This is a genomic window from Stenotrophomonas sp. TWI273, from assembly GCF_039674765.1.
Classification (GTDB): Bacteria; Pseudomonadota; Gammaproteobacteria; order Xanthomonadales; family Xanthomonadaceae; genus Stenotrophomonas.
Map to the genome: position 1 here is coordinate 296,772 of NZ_JBDJOA010000006.1, position 15,205 is coordinate 311,976.

Genomic DNA, 15,205 nt, shown 5'->3' on the forward strand with positions numbered 1-15,205 from the left:
GTTGGTCATGGCCCAGGGCTCAGACCCGCTCGACCAGATCGCCCGGTGCAGGCGGATTGGATGCCAGCAGCTCCAGGTGGCGCTGCTCCATCTCTTCGCGCAGCTGGCGGCGGATCAACGCGGCGGCATGCCGGCGGCGTTCGTCGGCGGTCTCCAGCACCAGCGGCGGCACCGGGGTCGGCTTGCCGTCGTCGTCCACCGCGACCATGGTGAAGAAGCAGCTGTTGGCGTGGCGCACGCTGCGCTTGAGGATGTCCTCGGCCACCACCTTGACCCCGATCTCCATCGAGGAGGTGCCGGTGTAGTTCACCGAGGCCAGGAAGGTGACCAGCTCGCCGACCGCGATCGGCTGGCGGAACATCACCTGGTCCACCGACAGGGTGACCACGTAGCTGCCGGCATAGCGGCTGGCGCAGGCATAGGCGACCTGGTCGAGCAGGCGCAGCACGGCACCGCCGTGCACCTTGCCGGAGAAATTGGCCATGTCCGGCGACATCAGCACCGTCATGGACAGCTGGTTGGATTTGAATTCGGGCATGGACAGAGTGTAGCGCCGGTTGCCCGCCCGGTTGCCCGCCCGGTTGCCCGCCCGGAAGAGCCGACCGTTGGTCGGCTGGGCGGGGTGCCCGAACGACGACGGGCCGCTTTCGCGACCCGTCGTTTGTTTCGATCATTGCCGCGCTGCGCGCGGCCAGCCGACCAACGGTCGGCTCTACCCGTAAGAAAAGGGCCGCTTTCGCGGCCCATTTCTTACTTCAACTTCGCATCCGCGCGCAGGGCGGCGGCGCGATCGGTCTTCTCCCAGGAGAAGGCGGTCGCGTTGACGGTTTCGCCAGCAGCGTTGAGGTAGCTGAAGTCCTTCGGCTTGCGGCCGAAGTGACCGTAGGCCGCAGTCTGCTGGTACATCGGGTGGATCAGGTCCAGCATCTGGATGATGCCGTACGGGCGCAGGTCGAAATGCTTGCGGATCAGCTTTTCGATCTTGTCATCGCTGATCTTGCCGGTGCCGAAGGTGGTGACCGAGATCGAGGTCGGCTCGGCCACGCCGATGGCGTAGGAGACCTGCACTTCGCAACGGTCGGCCAGGCCGGCAGCCACGACGTTCTTGGCGACGTAACGGGCCGCGTAAGCCGCCGAACGGTCGACCTTGGACGGATCCTTGCCCGAGAACGCACCACCCCCGTGACGGGCCCAGCCGCCGTAGGTGTCGACGATGATCTTGCGGCCGGTCAGGCCGCAGTCGCCCACCGGGCCGCCGATCTCGAACTTGCCGGTCGGGTTGATGTGGAACTTGGTGCCCTTGTGCAGCCACTTGGCCGGCAGCACCGGCTTGATGATCTCTTCGCGGACGGCCTCGATGAGGTCCTTCTGCTTCACGCCCGGGGCGTGCTGGGTCGACAGCACCACCGCGTCGATGGCCGAGACGGCACCGTTTTCATAGCGCAGGGTGACCTGGCTCTTGGCATCCGGGCGCAGCCAGGACAGCGGCGAATTCTTCTTCTTGCGGATCTTGGCCTGCTGCTCGACCAGGCGGTGCGACAGGTGGATCGCGGCCGGCATGTAGCTGTCGGTCTCGTTGGTGGCATAGCCGAACATCAGGCCCTGGTCGCCAGCGCCCATTTCTTCGGGCTTCTTACGGTCCACGCCCTGGGCGATGTGCGGCGACTGCTTGCCGATCAGGTTCAGCACGCCGCAGGTCGCGCCATCGAAGCCGACGTCGGAGCTGTCGTAGCCGATGTCCAGGATCACCTTGCGGGTCAAGGCTTCCAGGTCGATCCAGGCGCTGGTGGTGATTTCACCGGCGACGATGGCCACGCCAGTCTTGACCATGGTTTCGCAGGCCACGCGCGCACGCTTGTCCTGGGTCAGGATCGCGTCCAGCACCGCATCGGAGATCTGGTCGGCAATCTTGTCCGGATGGCCTTCGGAGACCGATTCGGAGGTGAACAGGTAGCTGGACATCAGGCGTAATATCCTTTGATTCGGATGGAAAGATGGCCGCGAATGATACACGGCAAGTCGCGCACTTGCATTGTGCGTCAGCACGGGTTGCCCGTGGTTAAGCCCGCGTGCCCGTCGCAGGGCCCGGTGTGACGGGATTGGGGCCCAGGGTCGCCGCCCAGTGTTCCACGAGCGTGACAAATGGCCTGCCGCCTGTGCCGATGGGCGGGCGCCCGGATGCTCCCGAGGCCGGGGCGTGTCACCCGCCCGTCGTCAAACCGCCATCGGGCTGTCGCCGGGGCCGTGCAGGCTTCGGCGCATCCGGCCGCCGGACCTGAGGAGCACGCCATGCACGCATTCGAGCAGCGCGACGCGCGGGAGGCCGCCCCACGGCCCGTGACGACCCTGGCGCCCCATCGGCGGGCCGTCTTCCTGTCTGACGTGCACCTGGGCTCACGCCACTGCCATGCCGCCGAACTGGCCCGGTTCCTGGCCGAGCTGCGCTGCGAACGGCTGTATCTGGTGGGCGACATCATCGACCTGTGGTGGATGGCGCACCGCCGGGCCGCCTGGCGGCCGGCCCACAGCGAGGTGATCCAGGCGCTGCACGCGCTGCAGCGCACCGGCACCGAGATCATCTACATCCCGGGCAACCACGATGCCTCGCTGCGCAAGGTCTGCGGGCTGATGCTGCCGGCCATGCAGGTGCGGCGCCGGGCAATCCATGTGACCGCCGACGGGCGCCGGCTGCTGGTCGTGCACGGCGATGACTACGACGGTGTCACCCACTTCGGCGGCCTGCAGGAACAGTTCGGGGACTGGCTGTACTACCGCATCCTCACCGGCAACCACCTGCTCAATGCCGCGCGACGACGGCTCGGCCAGCGCTACTGGTCGCTCTCCGAATTCCTCAAGAAGCGCAGCGGCGCGGCCGAGCGTTACATCGAGCGCTTCGTCCAGGCCGGGCTTGAGGATGTGCGGCGGCGCGGTCTGGATGGCATCGTCTGCGGGCATATCCACCGTGCCGCGCTGGTCGAGCGCGACGGGCTGATCTATGCCAACGACGGTGACTGGGTGGAAAGCCTGACCGCGTTGGCCGAAGACCCGGATGGGAGCCTGCGGCTGCTGGATCACACCGGGCAGACCCTGGTGGCGCTGCCCGGCAGCGCCGAATTGGCCAGAGCGGCCTGAGCAGAACGGCAGAGGCGCATGGCCAGTCCCGGCTGCTAGCATCGGCCGATGGACTCCTTTACCCAGATCGTTCTCGGCGGCGCGGTCGCCGCCGCCATCGCCCCGGCCGGCCATCGCCGCGCGGCCCTGTTGGCCGGTGCCGCACTCGGCACCCTGCCGGACCTGGATGCGCTGGTACTGGCCTTCACTGCTGCCGATCCCGTGGCGCTGATGGTCGAGCACCGCAGCTACAGTCACTCGCTGCTGGTGCTGCCGTGGGTGGCTGCGCTGATCTGGTGGCTGTTCAAACGGTTCGGTCACGGCCGCGTGGCGCAGGCGCCGGGGCGCTGGTTCTGGGCGATCCTGCTGGCGCTGATCACCCATCCGCTGCTGGATGCCTTCACCGTCTACGGCACCCAGCTGTGGTGGCCGTTCACCCCGCACCCGACGATGTGGGCCAGCGTCTTCATCATCGACCCGCTGTACACCGTGTGGCTGCTGCTCGCCTGCGCAGTGGCATGGTTCGCGCGGGCGCGTCCGCTGGCGCAGAAAGCGCTGGTGGCCGGGCTGGTGCTCAGCAGTGGTTACCTGGGCTGGTCGTTGCTGGCCAAGCACACCGTCGATCGCGACGCCGATCGCGCGCTGGCGGCGATGGGGCTGGGGGATGCGCCGCGCTTCTCGGTGGCGATGCCGTTCAACACGCTGCTCTGGCAGGTGGTGGCGATGACGCCCAACGGCTACGTGATCGGCGAACGCTCGCTGATCGCCGACCGCGGCCCGATGACCTTCGAGGGCCATCCCTCCAACGTGCAGGCCCTGCGCCAGGCAGCCGAGCTGCCGGCCGTGCAGCGGCTGAACTGGTTCAACCGCGGCTTCATGCGTGCCCAGGTGGTCGATGGCGAACTGCGGCTCAGCGATCTGCGCATGGGCCTGGAGCCGGACTACACCTTCACCTTCGCGGTTGCGCGGGCGGAAGGCGATGGCTGGGCCGGGATCACACCGCGACAGCTGCGCCCGGCGTATGAAGGGGAGCCGGGCAGGACGATGCTGAAGCGCCGGTTCGCGGCCCTGTGGCAGCGCATCTGGCATGCGCCGCCGAGCACCGACGTGATCGCACCGAAGGCAGGTTGGACGGAGGCACCGTGACCGAACGGTTTGAAATGGAGATCAATGGCACGCGCTACACGCGGCTGGCCGATGTGCCGCCGGAATACCGCGCGCTGTTGCTGGAGGTGACCCCGGGCCGCTCGGCCGAGCAGCCGGCGGTGCCGTTGCGCGAGATCCTGCACAAGGCCAAGGCGCAGCCGGACCGCGCGCGCCAGCAGCAGGTGCTGCTGGACGAGCTGCGCAAGGTCGATCCCGAGCGCGCGCGACGCATGCAGAACAAGCTCACCGAGCGCAGCCAGCGGCCGGCCACCGGTACCCTGGAAGTGGGCAGCACGCCCACCGCACGCCCGCGCGAAGGGGCCCGCAACACCGCCGGTGGCAGCACGGTGGCCCCGGGGGACCGGGGCGGACTGGGCATCTGGTTGCTGCTGGCCGCCGCGGTCGTGGTGACCGTGATCGCCTGGGCGACGCGGTAGGTCCGCGACGCGGTCAGTACACGGTCGCGCGGGCCTGCACGAAGGAGAAGAAGAACACCGCATTGGGGTCGTTCTGGACCAGGCTGAACTCGCGGCGCATGCCATCCACCGTTTCCTGGTCGACCAGCCCGGCCTCCAGCAGCGGATCGGCGGCCGACAACAGCAGCTGCTCCCAGAACGCGATCATGGTCTTGCGACGGGCCGGTTCGCGGTTGTCCAGGTGGATGGTCTTGATCTCGGTGTGCACATCGCGGAAGCCACCGGCCAGCAGCAGGTTGCCGAGCTTGGCACCGACGAACGGATCGCCCCCGTGGTCGTACTGGAAATCGTTGAAGGCCATCCAGTAGCGCCAGATATGCGGCGAGTACGGATCGAGCAGGAACGAGGCGTTCATCACTTCGGTGACATACACCGGCGAACCCGGCACCAGCACACGGCGCACCTCGTTGAGCACCCGCGCCGGTGACGGCACATGCTCCAGCACCCAGCACAGGAAGGCCGAATCGAACTCACGCGCGCCGAACGGCAGGTTGCCGGCATCGGCCTGCAGCAGCGTGTAGCGCTCGCGGCACCACGGCGTCTTGGCCAGGTTGGTGGCGGCGGTGGCCAGCTGCGCCTCGCTCAGGTCCACGCCGGTGACATGCAGTTCCGGGAACCGCCGCAGCAGGATGTCCGTCTGTGCCCCGACGCCGCTGCCGACTTCCAGCAGGCGCGTGGCGCCGCCGTAATCGATGCCGCTGAAGATGCTCGATTCGAACAGGCGCGACTGGGTGACCAGGCGGTGCTGCTCGGTATCGGAGAAGCCGTGGAGATAGGTCGGTGCAGTGATGGGCGGGGTCATGGCGAAGGCTCAGGCAGCGGACGACAACGACTCGCCGGCGGCGAGGGCGTCGAAATATTCGGTGGTCAGGGCGACCTGGCTGGCCGCATCCTCGGCGCGGTTGACCACCGCACGGAAGGCGGCGTTTTCCGGCCGGTCCTTGGCGTACCAGCCCAGGTGCTTGCGCGCGATGCGCACGCCCTGCTGCTCGCCATAGAAATCATGCAGCGCATGCAGGTGGCCCAGCAGCAGGTCGCGTACCTCGGCGACCGACGGCGGCGCCAGCAGCGCGCCGGTGGCCAGGTAATGCGCCACCTCGCGGAAGATCCACGGGCGGCCCTGGGCGGCGCGACCGATCATCACCGCGTCCACGCCGGTCTGCTTGAGCACCTGCGCGGCCTTCTGCGGTGAATCGATGTCGCCGTTGGCGATCACCGGAATGCGCAGCGCGGCCTTGATCGCGGCGATGGTCTCGTACTCGGCGGTGCCGGTGTAGTGCTGGTCGCGGGTACGCCCGTGCACGGCCAGCGCGGCGATGCCGCTGTCTTCGGCGATGCGCGCGATCAGCGGGCCATTGCGATGGTCGCAATCCCAGCCGGTGCGGATTTTCAGGGTGACCGGCACGTCCACCGCGTTGACCACTGCGGTCAGGATGCGCGCGACCAGATCCTCATCGCGCATCAGCGCCGAACCGGCCCAGGCGTTGCACACCTTCTTGGCCGGGCAGCCCATGTTGATGTCGATGATCTGCGCACCGTGGTCCACGTTGTAGCGCGCCGCCTCGGCCAGCTGCTGCGGCTCGGTCCCGGCGATCTGCACGCTGATCGGGTCCGGCTCGCCGGCATGGTCCATGCGGTGGAGCGATTTGCGGGTGTTCCAGAAGCGCGGATCGGAGATGGTCATCTCCGAGGCAGCCAAGCCCGCACCCAGCTGTTTGCACAGCAGGCGGAAGGGCTTGTCGGTGACACCGGCCATCGGCGCCAGCACCACGTTGGGCTGGATGTTGTAGGGGCCAATCTGCATGTGCGCATTGTAGTGCCGGCCGCTGGCCGGCAACCACGCAGGGACCGGTACCTGTTCAGGCCGATCCGGAAGGGCCTGATGCGCTCCGGTCATGAGCATATGCTTGACGATTGCTTCCGCCGCCCCCAGTGGCGGCTGATGCTGGCCGGTTACCGGTTACGCGCGAATAGGTGCCGACCAACGGTCGCGCTCACGGCGCCGGACCACACGCATAGGCCAGCACCGCCAGATGCCGCTGCGGGTCGAGCCCGAGCAGGGCCAGCACGGCGGCGTCCTCGAACGCGCCGATCGCGCAGCCGGCGGCGTTCATCGCCGCCACTTGCTCCCCCAGTGCGCCCAGCCAGACCCCGGCCTCGATCAATACGAAGCGGCCACCACGCTCGCCGTACTTGGCCAGCGTGCCGGCCGGTTCGGCGATCAGGAACAGCACGGCGGCGGGCCGCTCCGGCCAATCCACGCCGAGCAGCCTGGACAGCGCCGACCATGCCGGGCAGGGCCCCACCGGCACCAGTGCATGCCCGATCGGGTCGTACCAATGGATGCCCGGCTCTGCGGCGATCGCGTCATCGGTGCCGTACAGCGCGGCATACGCCTGGATCGGGTATTTGGCACCGCCGGACGGCAGGCGCCGCGTGTCACTGTCGCCGGGCCGGGCCCGCAGCGGGGCCAGCACGCGCCCCAGTTCCTGCGTGCCCCAGCGTGCGTTACCGAAGCGGCGGCCACTGTGGCGCTGCGCCAGGGCGTCACCCGGCTGTACCGGGTCCGGCAGGGCGATGCCGGCGGCCGCATGCACCGGGCGGGGTGGCGACCCGGGGCGTGCGGCATCTTCGGCGATACGCGTGCGCATCACCCCGGCGCGCGCGGGATTGAGCTCGCCGTTGTGCCAGAACAGATGGAACAGCGGGGCATCGTGCCAGGGGGAGGGCGGTGACGGCATGCGGTCCTCGTGCATCAGCCCAATGGATGCGGGAAGGAATTGGGAAACGCGCCGCTGTGCGGCACGCCGGGATACCGCCACGCCACATCCTGGCAGCGGCCACCAAGGAACGGTGCACGCTCGTCGGCATGCAGGCCACTGAGTTGCGGCGACAGCACGCGCATCACCCGCAGGCCGGCCGCGGCCACATCGGTGGTGGTCAACTCGCGGTAGTACAGCGCGATGCCGGCACGGCCGAGCCGACGCCGCAGCATGTCCAGCTCGGCAATCGCGCGCGGTGCGGCGGGGAGGACCGCGGCGCCCGGCGGGGGCAGCGTCAAGGTGCTGTCCTCCGCCGCCCGCAGCAGCGGCAGCTGCGGCCACAGCGCCGGGCGCAGGGTGTAGAACGCGGCATGTTCGTCGAAGCTGCGCAGCGCGGCCGGTTCACGCGGAAGCCGCGCGTTTTCGCGGCTACACAGATGCGCGGCGAAGGTCAGCGCCTGCTGCCATTCCAGCAGCGCCTTGTGCAGCGCCTCGCCCGGATCGGCGCGGCAGGCGATGCCGAGGACGTAGCGGGGGCGGCCTTCGAACGGAATGCCGCCGGCGACCGCGATCACCGGGTGCGGGTTCCAGTGCTGGGTCAGGTCGAAGGCCTGCAGTTCGCCCCCGCGCGCGTCCGCGAATGCCTGCCATTGGGTCGGCAGGGCGATCCGCCGGCCGGCCACGCCATTGAGCCAGGTCACCGCCAGCGCATCGCGCTCCAGCAGCTCCTGGGCCGCGCGCAGCAGCGCCAGCCAGGCCCCATCGCGGCCATCCCGCCAGGCCGCCAGGCCACTGGACGTCGACGGCAATCGCGCCTGGCCGCTGCGCGGCCCCAGTCCGACCAGTTCCTGCGGCACCCAGGCCACCCGGTTGTCATCCAGTGCATGCACCGCGGCGAACAGATCGTCGTCGCGTTCGGGCATCGGCCATGGAAAACCCGGCGTTGCGCGTTGTCGGGCCGAGAACAGCGCGAAGGCCGATTCGTCCAGGCGTTGTGCGGGCGTCAGCGCATCGCGGCGACGCACCTCCAGGCCCGCCTGCGCCGCCGCCAGTCGCTCCAGGGCTTCGGCAACCGCGCCATCGGCGGCCGCATCGGCCTCCAGCGCGACCGCGCCAGAGACGCCCTGCCAGGGATTGGCCGGATCGGCCGGGGTGGCGGCATTGTGTACGCGCCGTCCCTCGAACAAGGGCCCGGTGGCATCGCAGGGGTTGGCCTCGATCGGCTGTGCCGGGCGCACCAGACCGCAGCGCGGACGCGCCGCGCCATGCAGCAGGTGCGACGACAGCGTGGGCGTTTCCAGCGCCGCCTGCACGGCGGCGCGGCTCATTTCAACACGCTCAGCCAGAGCATCATCTCGAGCGCGCCGACGGCGAACAGGCCCAGCAGCAGCCCGATGGCGATACCGATGCCGCGCCCGAGCGAACGCCCCGCGCGTTCGTAGACGAGGGCATAGATGCCCAGATACAGCCCCACGGCGACGAACAGCCCGAATATCGGGTTGGCGGTGCTCATGAAAATGCCACCGCCGATCGCGGCCAGCGGCAAGGCGAACAGCCCGAGCAACACCCGACTGGTGCGGCTCAATCCGGCCACCGGCACGACAGCGACGGGGGTGTCCGGACGGTCCGGCGTCGCAGCGCTGATCGGTGTCTGCGGCAACGCAGGTGGCTGGGGGGGGAGGTCCGTACCGGTGTCGACGCTGGCGACCGTGGCGTGTGCGTCGCTGCTGACGGCCGCAGTTGTTACGGGGTCCAGCTTGCCAAGCACCACCGCCGACAGCACCGAGGTGCCGAGCAGGGTGACGATGCAGGAACTGCAGGTGGTCGACGTCGAGCCGCCGCCTGCCGCGGCAAGGTCCTGGCGTGAGGCACTGGCATCGAACTGGGTCGGCAGGCGATACATGAGGTCACTCCATTGACCGGGGCGGAAACGCCCGGCGCGTGGCGCACATTATCACGGGCGCCCGGTGTCCCAAGGCAAGGACAGCGGTGGTGGCAGTGACGCTTCGCCACCCTGGCAGGCGGGGCACCACGGCAGCCGCAGCACCCGGTCGCGTTCGCCGTGCAGGCGCTGCAGGTCGAGCCAGACGCTGCGTTCGAGATAGCCCAGCAACAGCGGCGGCTGATCCAGCAAGGGGGCGACCAGCGCCGCGATCCGGGCCGGTTGCGCTGCGACCGCCGGCATCGCCGGCACGGGTGCTTCGCCCCAGCGGCGCAGCACCCGGTTGCCCAGGCAATACACGCAGGCGCTCTGGCCGGGCACTACATAGGGGCCCAGCGCGAGCGTGTGGTGATAGCTGAGGTCGAGCAGCAGATGCGGTTGTACCGGCATCTGTGTGCGGTAGTGGGCCAAGGCCTGTTCCCAGCCCAGCCCGTGCCGGACCAGCACGAGGAGGTCGGCATCCGCGATGGCATCGACGCGCTGCAGATCCGCGCTGGCATGCCGGTCGAAGGCGTCGGGCAACCCGGGCAGCGGTTCGCCGAGCCAGTCGATTGCGTAGCGCGTCACTCTGCGCGCGGCGCGCCGCGGCACCAGCACACCGAGACGTATCAACTGGCGGACCGCCGGGCCGCACTCGGCATCGTCCTGCAGGATCGCCAGGGTGTCGTTTTCCCAGTGGCCGAGGATCCGTTCGATGACCGTCGGGGTGTCGGCCTCATCGACGACATACAGTTCGTCGGCGCCACCGGACACCAGCAGCAGCGGGCGCTGCGCATGGGTCTGCGGAAACAGCGCCCAGGCCGGATTGCGCGTCCAGCGCGGTTCGCCCACGTGCGGGCCGGCGTGTTCCTGACTGCCTGCTGCTGCCACTGCGTACAGTCCGTGTATCCGCGAAAACGCAAGGATAGCGGCAAACAGGCGGGCCACGTTCTGCTAGGGTGCGCGCGTGCCCACGCCGCCTGTTGCCACCGCGTCCGTCCTCCAGCCGCCCTGGCGCGAGGCGATGCTGTGGATGCTGCTGCTCGGCGCCATGTTCATCCACGGCTACAGCTGGACCAACCACTGGGCCGCCAGCCAAGCCCAGACCTATAGCCTGCACGGTCGCTGGGACGAGGCGATTCCGTTCTGGGCGTGGACGATCTGGCCGTACCTGGCCCTGAACCTGCTGTACCCGCTGACGTTCTTCCTCTGCCCGACCCGATCGGCCCTGCGCCGCCATGCGCTGGCCATCGCGCTGGTGCAGGCCGCCTGCATGCTCGCCTTCGTGTGCTGGCCGACCGGCAACGTGCGTGTTTTGCCCCAGCCGGATGGCGTGAGCGGGCTGTTGTTCGCACAGCTGCGCGCGTTCGAGGCGCCGTTCAACATGGCGCCGTCGCTGCACGCCGCGGTATTGGTGGTGGTCTGGCAGGCATGGCGGCAGTGGCTGCAGGCCGATGCGACGGCACTGCGCTGGCTGTGGCACGGCGCCTGTGGGCTGATCCTGCTCTCGACGCTCACCACCTGGCAGCACGATCTGCTGGACGTGCTTGCCGGACTCCTGGTGGGCGCGCTGGCGCTGTGGATCACGCGGCCCCGACGCTTGCGGTAGGCCTGGCGCATCGTACCCACCAACGGTGGGGACTGCCGCTTCCAAAAAAAAAGGCCAGCGCGAACGCTGGCCTCTTGGTATCCACACCGGTGACGCTTACTTGTTTTCGGCGTCGGCCGGGGTGAAGTGCGGCATCGCCGCGGCGGCGCCTTCCTTCTCGGTCGAACGACCGGCGAACTGATTGGCGAAACGCACGTGGCGGGCAAACGCCGCCTCCGGGTCCTGCGCGATCGAGGCGACCAGGGCGCCGTTGAACGCATCGCCTGCACCGGTGGTGTCCAGCACCTGCACCTGCTCGGCGCCCACGCGGTAGTACGGCTGCGTGTCGCCACGCAGGTTTTCTTCGGCGTGCGACACGAATACACCGACCGAACCCAACGTCACCACCACGGTGCCGTTGCCGACCAGCTTGCGGCACAGCGCATGCAGGCTGGCGCCATCCAGCGCGGCGACGTCGTTGGCATCCACGCGCTCGCCGACATGACGGCCGAGCAGGGCAGCGAACTCGGTCTCGTTCGGGGTCAGCACATCGGCCAGCTTGAGCAGGCCGATGCTGGAGGGTGCATCGGCAGGCGCCACGTTGAGCACGGTGGTGGCACCGGCTTCACGCGCGATCGCCAGGGCGGCCTCGATGGTTTCCACCGGCGATTCCAGCTGCGCCAGCACCACCTTGGCACCGGCCAGCAGCGCGCGCTGCTGTTCGACGAAGTCCAGGCTCAGCGCGGCGTTGGCCCCCGGGCCGATCACGATGGTGTTGCGGCCCCGGCTGTCGACATAGATACCGCCGGTGCCGGTCGGCTCGCTGCTGGCTTCGGCGGTCAGCGCAAAGCCATCCTGCTCGGCCAGGCCGCGCGCCATCGCACCGCCGGCGTCATCGCCCAGCGCGCACAGGAACGTGGTCGGCGCGCCGGCACGGCGGGCGGCCACGGCCTGGTTGAAGCCCTTGCCGCCGGGACCGGTGCTGTAGCGGCCGGCGATGGTCGCACCCGGGGCCGGGAGCGACTCACAACGCCAGACATGATCCACATTGAAGGAACCGATTACGACGACACTGCTACTCATAAAGACTGTTTCTCAGGGAACGGATATCAGCTGAAATGCGTCAGCACGCCGGCGATGGTCGCCGTCATGAAGGTGGCAATGGTACCGCCGAGCACGGCACGCAGGCCGAACTTGGCCAGATCGTGGCGACGCTCTGGCGCCAGCCCACCAATACCACCGATCTGGATCGCGATGGAGCTGAAGTTGGCAAAACCGCACAGCGCGTAGGTGGCGACCAGGCGACCCTCGGCCGACAGCACCGTGCCCGGCACCTCGCCTCGGATGATCTTGGCCAGCTCCGAATACGCCACGAACTCGTTGATCACCACCTTCTGGCCGATCAGCGAGCCCACCGTGGTGGCATCGGCCCACGGGGTGCCGATCACCCAGGCGATCGGGGCCAGCAGGAAGCCGAACAGCGTGGACAGGTCGGTCGGGCGGCCGATGAGCGCGGCCAGGCCGGTGATGTCACCCAGCCAGGTCAGGGGCGCGTTGATCAGGGCGATCAGGGCGATGAAGGCCAGCAGCATCGCACCGATGTTCAGCGCCAGCTTGAGGCCGTCGCCGGCGCCGGCGGCAGCCGCGTCGATGATGTTGCTGGAGGTCTTCTCCACTTCCATCTTGACCGTGCCGCGGGTCAGCGGGGTACCGGTCTCGGGCACCAGCAGCTTGGCCACCACCAGGGTCGCCGGGGCCGCCATGATGCTCGCGGCCAGCAGATGCTTGGCGTAGAAGGCCTGTTCGACCGGATCGCCGGCACCGAGCATGCCCACATACGCGGCCAGCACGCCGCCGGCAATGTGCGCCATGCCGCCGATCATCATGGTGATCAGCTCGGACTGGGTCATCTTGGCGATGTACGGGCGTACCGTCAGCGGCGCTTCGGTCTGGCCGATGAACACGCTGGCGCAGACGCTGGTGGTTTCCGCACCGGACACACGCATGATCTTGGTGATCGCCCAGGCCATGCCGCGCACGATCATCTGCATCACGTTGAGGTGGTACATGACCCCCATCAGCGCCGAGAAGAAGATGATGGTCGGCAGCACCTGGAAGGCGAAGATGAAACCGAACTGGCTGGTGTCCATCAGGCTGCCGAAGATGAAGCCCGAGCCGGCGTTGACGAACTCCAGGATCTTGACGAAGCCCTTGCCCAGCGCGTCGAACACATCACGGCCACCCGGGACCAGCAGCACCACCGCCGCGAAGGCGATCTGCAGTGCGATACCGGTGACGACCAGGCGCCAGTCGACAGCCCGCTTGTTGTTCGAGAACAACCAGGCAATGCCGATCAGCACTGCCAACCCGAACAGGCCGAAGCCAATCCTGCCCAAACCTTCGACCATGAGACTTCCCTTGGGGCGCCGCGAAAAACGGGAAGCCTAGAGCAGCGGCAGGGGCGGGGCAAGGAAAAGCAGCGTCCGCGAGCCGATCGGTCGTGATCGGGCCTGTATCGGCAAGGCATGGCCCGGTTTCCGTGCGGCGTGTCACGGGGCGTGAGACCGCCGCCGCGGCAAGCCGCGCGGAACTGCGCCGCCCCGCTCTACACTTACCGGCATCGATCCGGCCCGGTCGCGGGCCCGCAGCAGGAGAACCACATGCTCTATCGCCGTCTTGGCTCCACCGGCCTGAAGCTCTCGGCCCTGTCCTTCGGGGCCTGGGTGACCTTCGGCGACCAGATCGGCCGCGATGAGGCCCGCAAGCTGATCGCCACCGCCTGGGATGCCGGGGTCAATTTCTTCGACAACGCCGAAGGCTATGCCCGCGGCCGCGCCGAGCAGGTGATGGGCGATGTGATCGCCGACCTGCGCCTGCCGCGCGATGGCTTCTGCGTCTCCAGCAAGGTGTTTTTCGGCGCCGTCGACGACCCGCGCCCGACCCAGCACGGGCTGTCGCGAAAGCATGTCACCGACGCCTGCCACGCCGCGCTCAAGCGCCTGCGGGTGGAGTACCTGGACCTTTACTATTGCCATCGCCCGGATCCGGATACCCCGATCGCCGAGACCGTGCAGGCCATGGATACCCTGATCCGCCAGGGCAAGGTGCTGTACTGGGGCACGTCGGAATGGTCGGCCGCGCAGATCCAGGAGGCGGTGGACATCGCCCGCGCGCGCAACCTGCATGCGCCCTCGATGGAACAGCCGCAGTACAACCTGCTGCACCGCGAGCGGGTGGAGCGCGAATACGCGCCGCTGTATGCCGAGGCTGGCCTGGGCACCACCATCTGGTCGCCGCTGGCCTCGGGCCTGCTGACCGGCAAGTACAACGCCGGCGTGGACCCGCAGTCGCGGCTGGGCCAGGAACAGCTGGGCTGGCTGAAGGCGCAGGTGCTCGACGATGGCAGCGACCGCATGGAGCGGGTGCGGCGCTACACCGCACTGGCCGCGCAGCTGGGCGTCTCGCCGGCGCAGCTGGCGATCGCCTGGTGCCTGCGCAATCCGAATGTTTCCAGCGTGATCCTCGGCGCCAGCCGGGTCAGCCAGCTGGAAGAGAACCTGGGCGCCCTGGCGCTGTTCGAGCAGCTCGATGAAGGAATCTGGCAGCAGGTGGAAGCGGTCTTTGCCTGATTGCGTCTGTCGGGATCCGGAGAGCCGGCCAGCGGCCGGCACTACCGCTGCTGCGGCGGCGGCAGACAGAAGCGGGGTCGCTGCGCGGAGCGGAGCAGGGCGTCTGCAACAGGCGCCGTCCCTCCAGGGTAGTGGCGGCCGCAGGCCGGCGCGGCAGGTCACCCGACGGGCGACCACCCACACATGGCGATTGATAAAGGCTATCGAAGTTGGGTAGTCGATCATTAATGCCATCTATCAAAGTGAGAATGGTTGTTGATTGTCAACTGAGAATCATTATCATTTGACTCGCCCCTCGCAACGAGTCCAGACGATGAACACTCAAGCTGCTGTACTGCTGCGCCCCGAAACGCTGACCCTCCGCGACCGTCCGGTCCGCGTGGTCCCGCCGGAAGAAGTGATCGACAGCGAAGCCCTGCTCAAGGGGCGCCGCGAAATCCTGATCCAGCACGGCGATCGTTTCTATCGCCTGCGTCATACCAGCAACGACAAGCTGATCCTGACCAAGTAACGGCCGTTCCTCCCCCAGCTCTCTCCCCCTCGACACTCCGCCGTCGACTCCGGTCCACGGC

The 15,205-nt window shown here is 68.4% G+C and carries 16 protein-coding genes; 6 read left to right on the top strand and 10 right to left on the bottom strand.

The annotated features are described in order from the left end of the window. Positions 1-19: 19 nt before the first annotated feature. Complete coding sequence (locus ABE571_RS11105) at positions 20-538, bottom strand: acyl-CoA thioesterase (protein WP_070471768.1); 519 nt, start codon at positions 536-538, stop codon at positions 20-22. A gap of 212 nt (positions 539-750) precedes the next feature. Beyond that, positions 751-1,962: a methionine adenosyltransferase gene (metK, locus tag ABE571_RS11110; RefSeq protein WP_313210185.1), complete on the bottom strand. Its 1,212-nt coding sequence runs from the start codon at positions 1,960-1,962 to the stop codon at positions 751-753. 327 nt (positions 1,963-2,289) lie between these two features. On the opposite strand from metK, the gene ABE571_RS11115 reads away from it, so the two are divergent. From ABE571_RS11115 to ABE571_RS11125, 3 genes are read left to right on the top strand one after another with little or no spacing between them, the layout of a single operon-like run. Beyond that, positions 2,290-3,132: a UDP-2,3-diacylglucosamine diphosphatase gene (locus ABE571_RS11115; RefSeq protein ID WP_346483118.1), complete on the top strand. Its 843-nt coding sequence runs from the start codon at positions 2,290-2,292 to the stop codon at positions 3,130-3,132. Positions 3,133-3,180: 48 nt separating this feature from the next. After that, the gene (locus ABE571_RS11120; protein WP_346493716.1) at positions 3,181-4,257 is read left to right on the top strand and encodes a metal-dependent hydrolase; all 1,077 of its coding nucleotides are present in this window, start codon (positions 3,181-3,183) and stop codon (positions 4,255-4,257) included. Further along, on the top strand, positions 4,254-4,694 hold the full coding sequence (locus tag ABE571_RS11125) for a hypothetical protein (protein WP_346493717.1): 441 nt from the start codon (positions 4,254-4,256) through the stop codon (positions 4,692-4,694). Before ABE571_RS11120 ends, ABE571_RS11125 begins: the two co-directional genes overlap by 4 nt. A gap of 13 nt (positions 4,695-4,707) precedes the next feature. Here ABE571_RS11125 and ABE571_RS11130 read toward each other — a convergent pair whose 3' ends face one another. The 6 genes from ABE571_RS11130 to ABE571_RS11155 form a co-directional block, all read right to left on the bottom strand. Then, on the bottom strand, positions 4,708-5,535 hold the full coding sequence (locus ABE571_RS11130) for a methyltransferase domain-containing protein (protein ID WP_070471740.1): 828 nt from the start codon (positions 5,533-5,535) through the stop codon (positions 4,708-4,710). Positions 5,536-5,544: 9 nt separating this feature from the next. Then, positions 5,545-6,537 (bottom strand): tRNA dihydrouridine synthase DusB, encoded by a 993-nt coding sequence (dusB, locus tag ABE571_RS11135; protein ID WP_313210176.1) that lies wholly within the window; start codon positions 6,535-6,537, stop codon positions 5,545-5,547. A gap of 190 nt (positions 6,538-6,727) precedes the next feature. Next, on the bottom strand, positions 6,728-7,474 hold the full coding sequence (locus ABE571_RS11140; RefSeq protein WP_346493718.1) for a SagB/ThcOx family dehydrogenase: 747 nt from the start codon (positions 7,472-7,474) through the stop codon (positions 6,728-6,730). A 14-nt stretch (positions 7,475-7,488) separates the two neighbouring features. Continuing rightward, a complete protein-coding gene (locus ABE571_RS11145) occupies positions 7,489-8,823 on the bottom strand; it encodes a YcaO-like family protein (protein WP_346493719.1) in 1,335 nt (444 codons plus the stop codon). Then, positions 8,820-9,398: a hypothetical protein gene (locus tag ABE571_RS11150; protein WP_346462836.1), complete on the bottom strand. Its 579-nt coding sequence runs from the start codon at positions 9,396-9,398 to the stop codon at positions 8,820-8,822. Before ABE571_RS11150 ends, ABE571_RS11145 begins: the two co-directional genes overlap by 4 nt. Before the next feature lie 51 nt (positions 9,399-9,449). Further along, positions 9,450-10,307 carry a hypothetical protein gene (locus ABE571_RS11155; protein ID WP_346493720.1) on the bottom strand — a complete coding sequence of 286 codons (858 nt, stop codon included), beginning with the start codon at positions 10,305-10,307 and terminating at the stop codon, positions 9,450-9,452. A 76-nt stretch (positions 10,308-10,383) separates the two neighbouring features. Here ABE571_RS11155 and ABE571_RS11160 point away from each other — a divergent pair, with 76 nt between their 5' ends. Then, entirely contained in the window at positions 10,384-11,025 is a 642-nt protein-coding gene (locus ABE571_RS11160; protein ID WP_346481803.1) for a hypothetical protein, read from the top strand. A gap of 96 nt (positions 11,026-11,121) precedes the next feature. On the opposite strand, the gene ABE571_RS11165 is transcribed toward ABE571_RS11160, so the two are convergent. Together ABE571_RS11165 and ABE571_RS11170 are read right to left on the bottom strand one after the other, a co-directional pair. Continuing rightward, the gene (locus ABE571_RS11165) at positions 11,122-12,087 is read right to left on the bottom strand and encodes a ribokinase (RefSeq protein WP_313210164.1); all 966 of its coding nucleotides are present in this window, start codon (positions 12,085-12,087) and stop codon (positions 11,122-11,124) included. Positions 12,088-12,113: 26 nt separating this feature from the next. Continuing rightward, on the bottom strand, positions 12,114-13,412 hold the full coding sequence (locus tag ABE571_RS11170) for a nucleoside transporter C-terminal domain-containing protein (protein WP_121042760.1): 1,299 nt from the start codon (positions 13,410-13,412) through the stop codon (positions 12,114-12,116). Positions 13,413-13,664: 252 nt separating this feature from the next. On the opposite strand from ABE571_RS11170, the gene ABE571_RS11175 reads away from it, so the two are divergent. Then, positions 13,665-14,633: an aldo/keto reductase gene (locus tag ABE571_RS11175; RefSeq protein WP_313219964.1), complete on the top strand. Its 969-nt coding sequence runs from the start codon at positions 13,665-13,667 to the stop codon at positions 14,631-14,633. Between the two features lie 313 nt (positions 14,634-14,946). Beyond that, positions 14,947-15,144 (top strand): hemin uptake protein HemP, encoded by a 198-nt coding sequence (locus ABE571_RS11180; protein ID WP_019182448.1) that lies wholly within the window; start codon positions 14,947-14,949, stop codon positions 15,142-15,144. Positions 15,145-15,205: the final 61 nt, after the last annotated feature.

Bases quoted from the DNA above. Each gene is read 5' to 3' on its own strand.
- ABE571_RS11165 (WP_313210164.1), bottom strand. From the start codon at position 12,087: ATGAGTAGCAGTGTCGTCGTAATCGGTTCCTTCAATGTGGATCATGTC.
- ABE571_RS11150 (WP_346462836.1), bottom strand. From the start codon at position 9,398: ATGTATCGCCTGCCGACCCAGTTCGATGCCAGTGCCTCACGCCAGGAC.
- metK (WP_313210185.1), bottom strand. From the start codon at position 1,962: ATGTCCAGCTACCTGTTCACCTCCGAATCGGTCTCCGAAGGCCATCCG.
- ABE571_RS11120 (WP_346493716.1), top strand. From the start codon at position 3,181: ATGGACTCCTTTACCCAGATCGTTCTCGGCGGCGCGGTCGCCGCCGCC.
- ABE571_RS11180 (WP_019182448.1), top strand. From the start codon at position 14,947: ATGAACACTCAAGCTGCTGTACTGCTGCGCCCCGAAACGCTGACCCTC.
- ABE571_RS11170 (WP_121042760.1), bottom strand. From the start codon at position 13,412: ATGGTCGAAGGTTTGGGCAGGATTGGCTTCGGCCTGTTCGGGTTGGCA.
- ABE571_RS11145 (WP_346493719.1), bottom strand. From the start codon at position 8,823: ATGAGCCGCGCCGCCGTGCAGGCGGCGCTGGAAACGCCCACGCTGTCG.
- ABE571_RS11105 (WP_070471768.1), bottom strand. From the start codon at position 538: ATGCCCGAATTCAAATCCAACCAGCTGTCCATGACGGTGCTGATGTCG.
- ABE571_RS11115 (WP_346483118.1), top strand. From the start codon at position 2,290: ATGCACGCATTCGAGCAGCGCGACGCGCGGGAGGCCGCCCCACGGCCC.
- ABE571_RS11175 (WP_313219964.1), top strand. From the start codon at position 13,665: ATGCTCTATCGCCGTCTTGGCTCCACCGGCCTGAAGCTCTCGGCCCTG.
- ABE571_RS11130 (WP_070471740.1), bottom strand. From the start codon at position 5,535: ATGACCCCGCCCATCACTGCACCGACCTATCTCCACGGCTTCTCCGAT.
- dusB (WP_313210176.1), bottom strand. From the start codon at position 6,537: ATGCAGATTGGCCCCTACAACATCCAGCCCAACGTGGTGCTGGCGCCG.
- ABE571_RS11140 (WP_346493718.1), bottom strand. From the start codon at position 7,474: ATGCCGTCACCGCCCTCCCCCTGGCACGATGCCCCGCTGTTCCATCTG.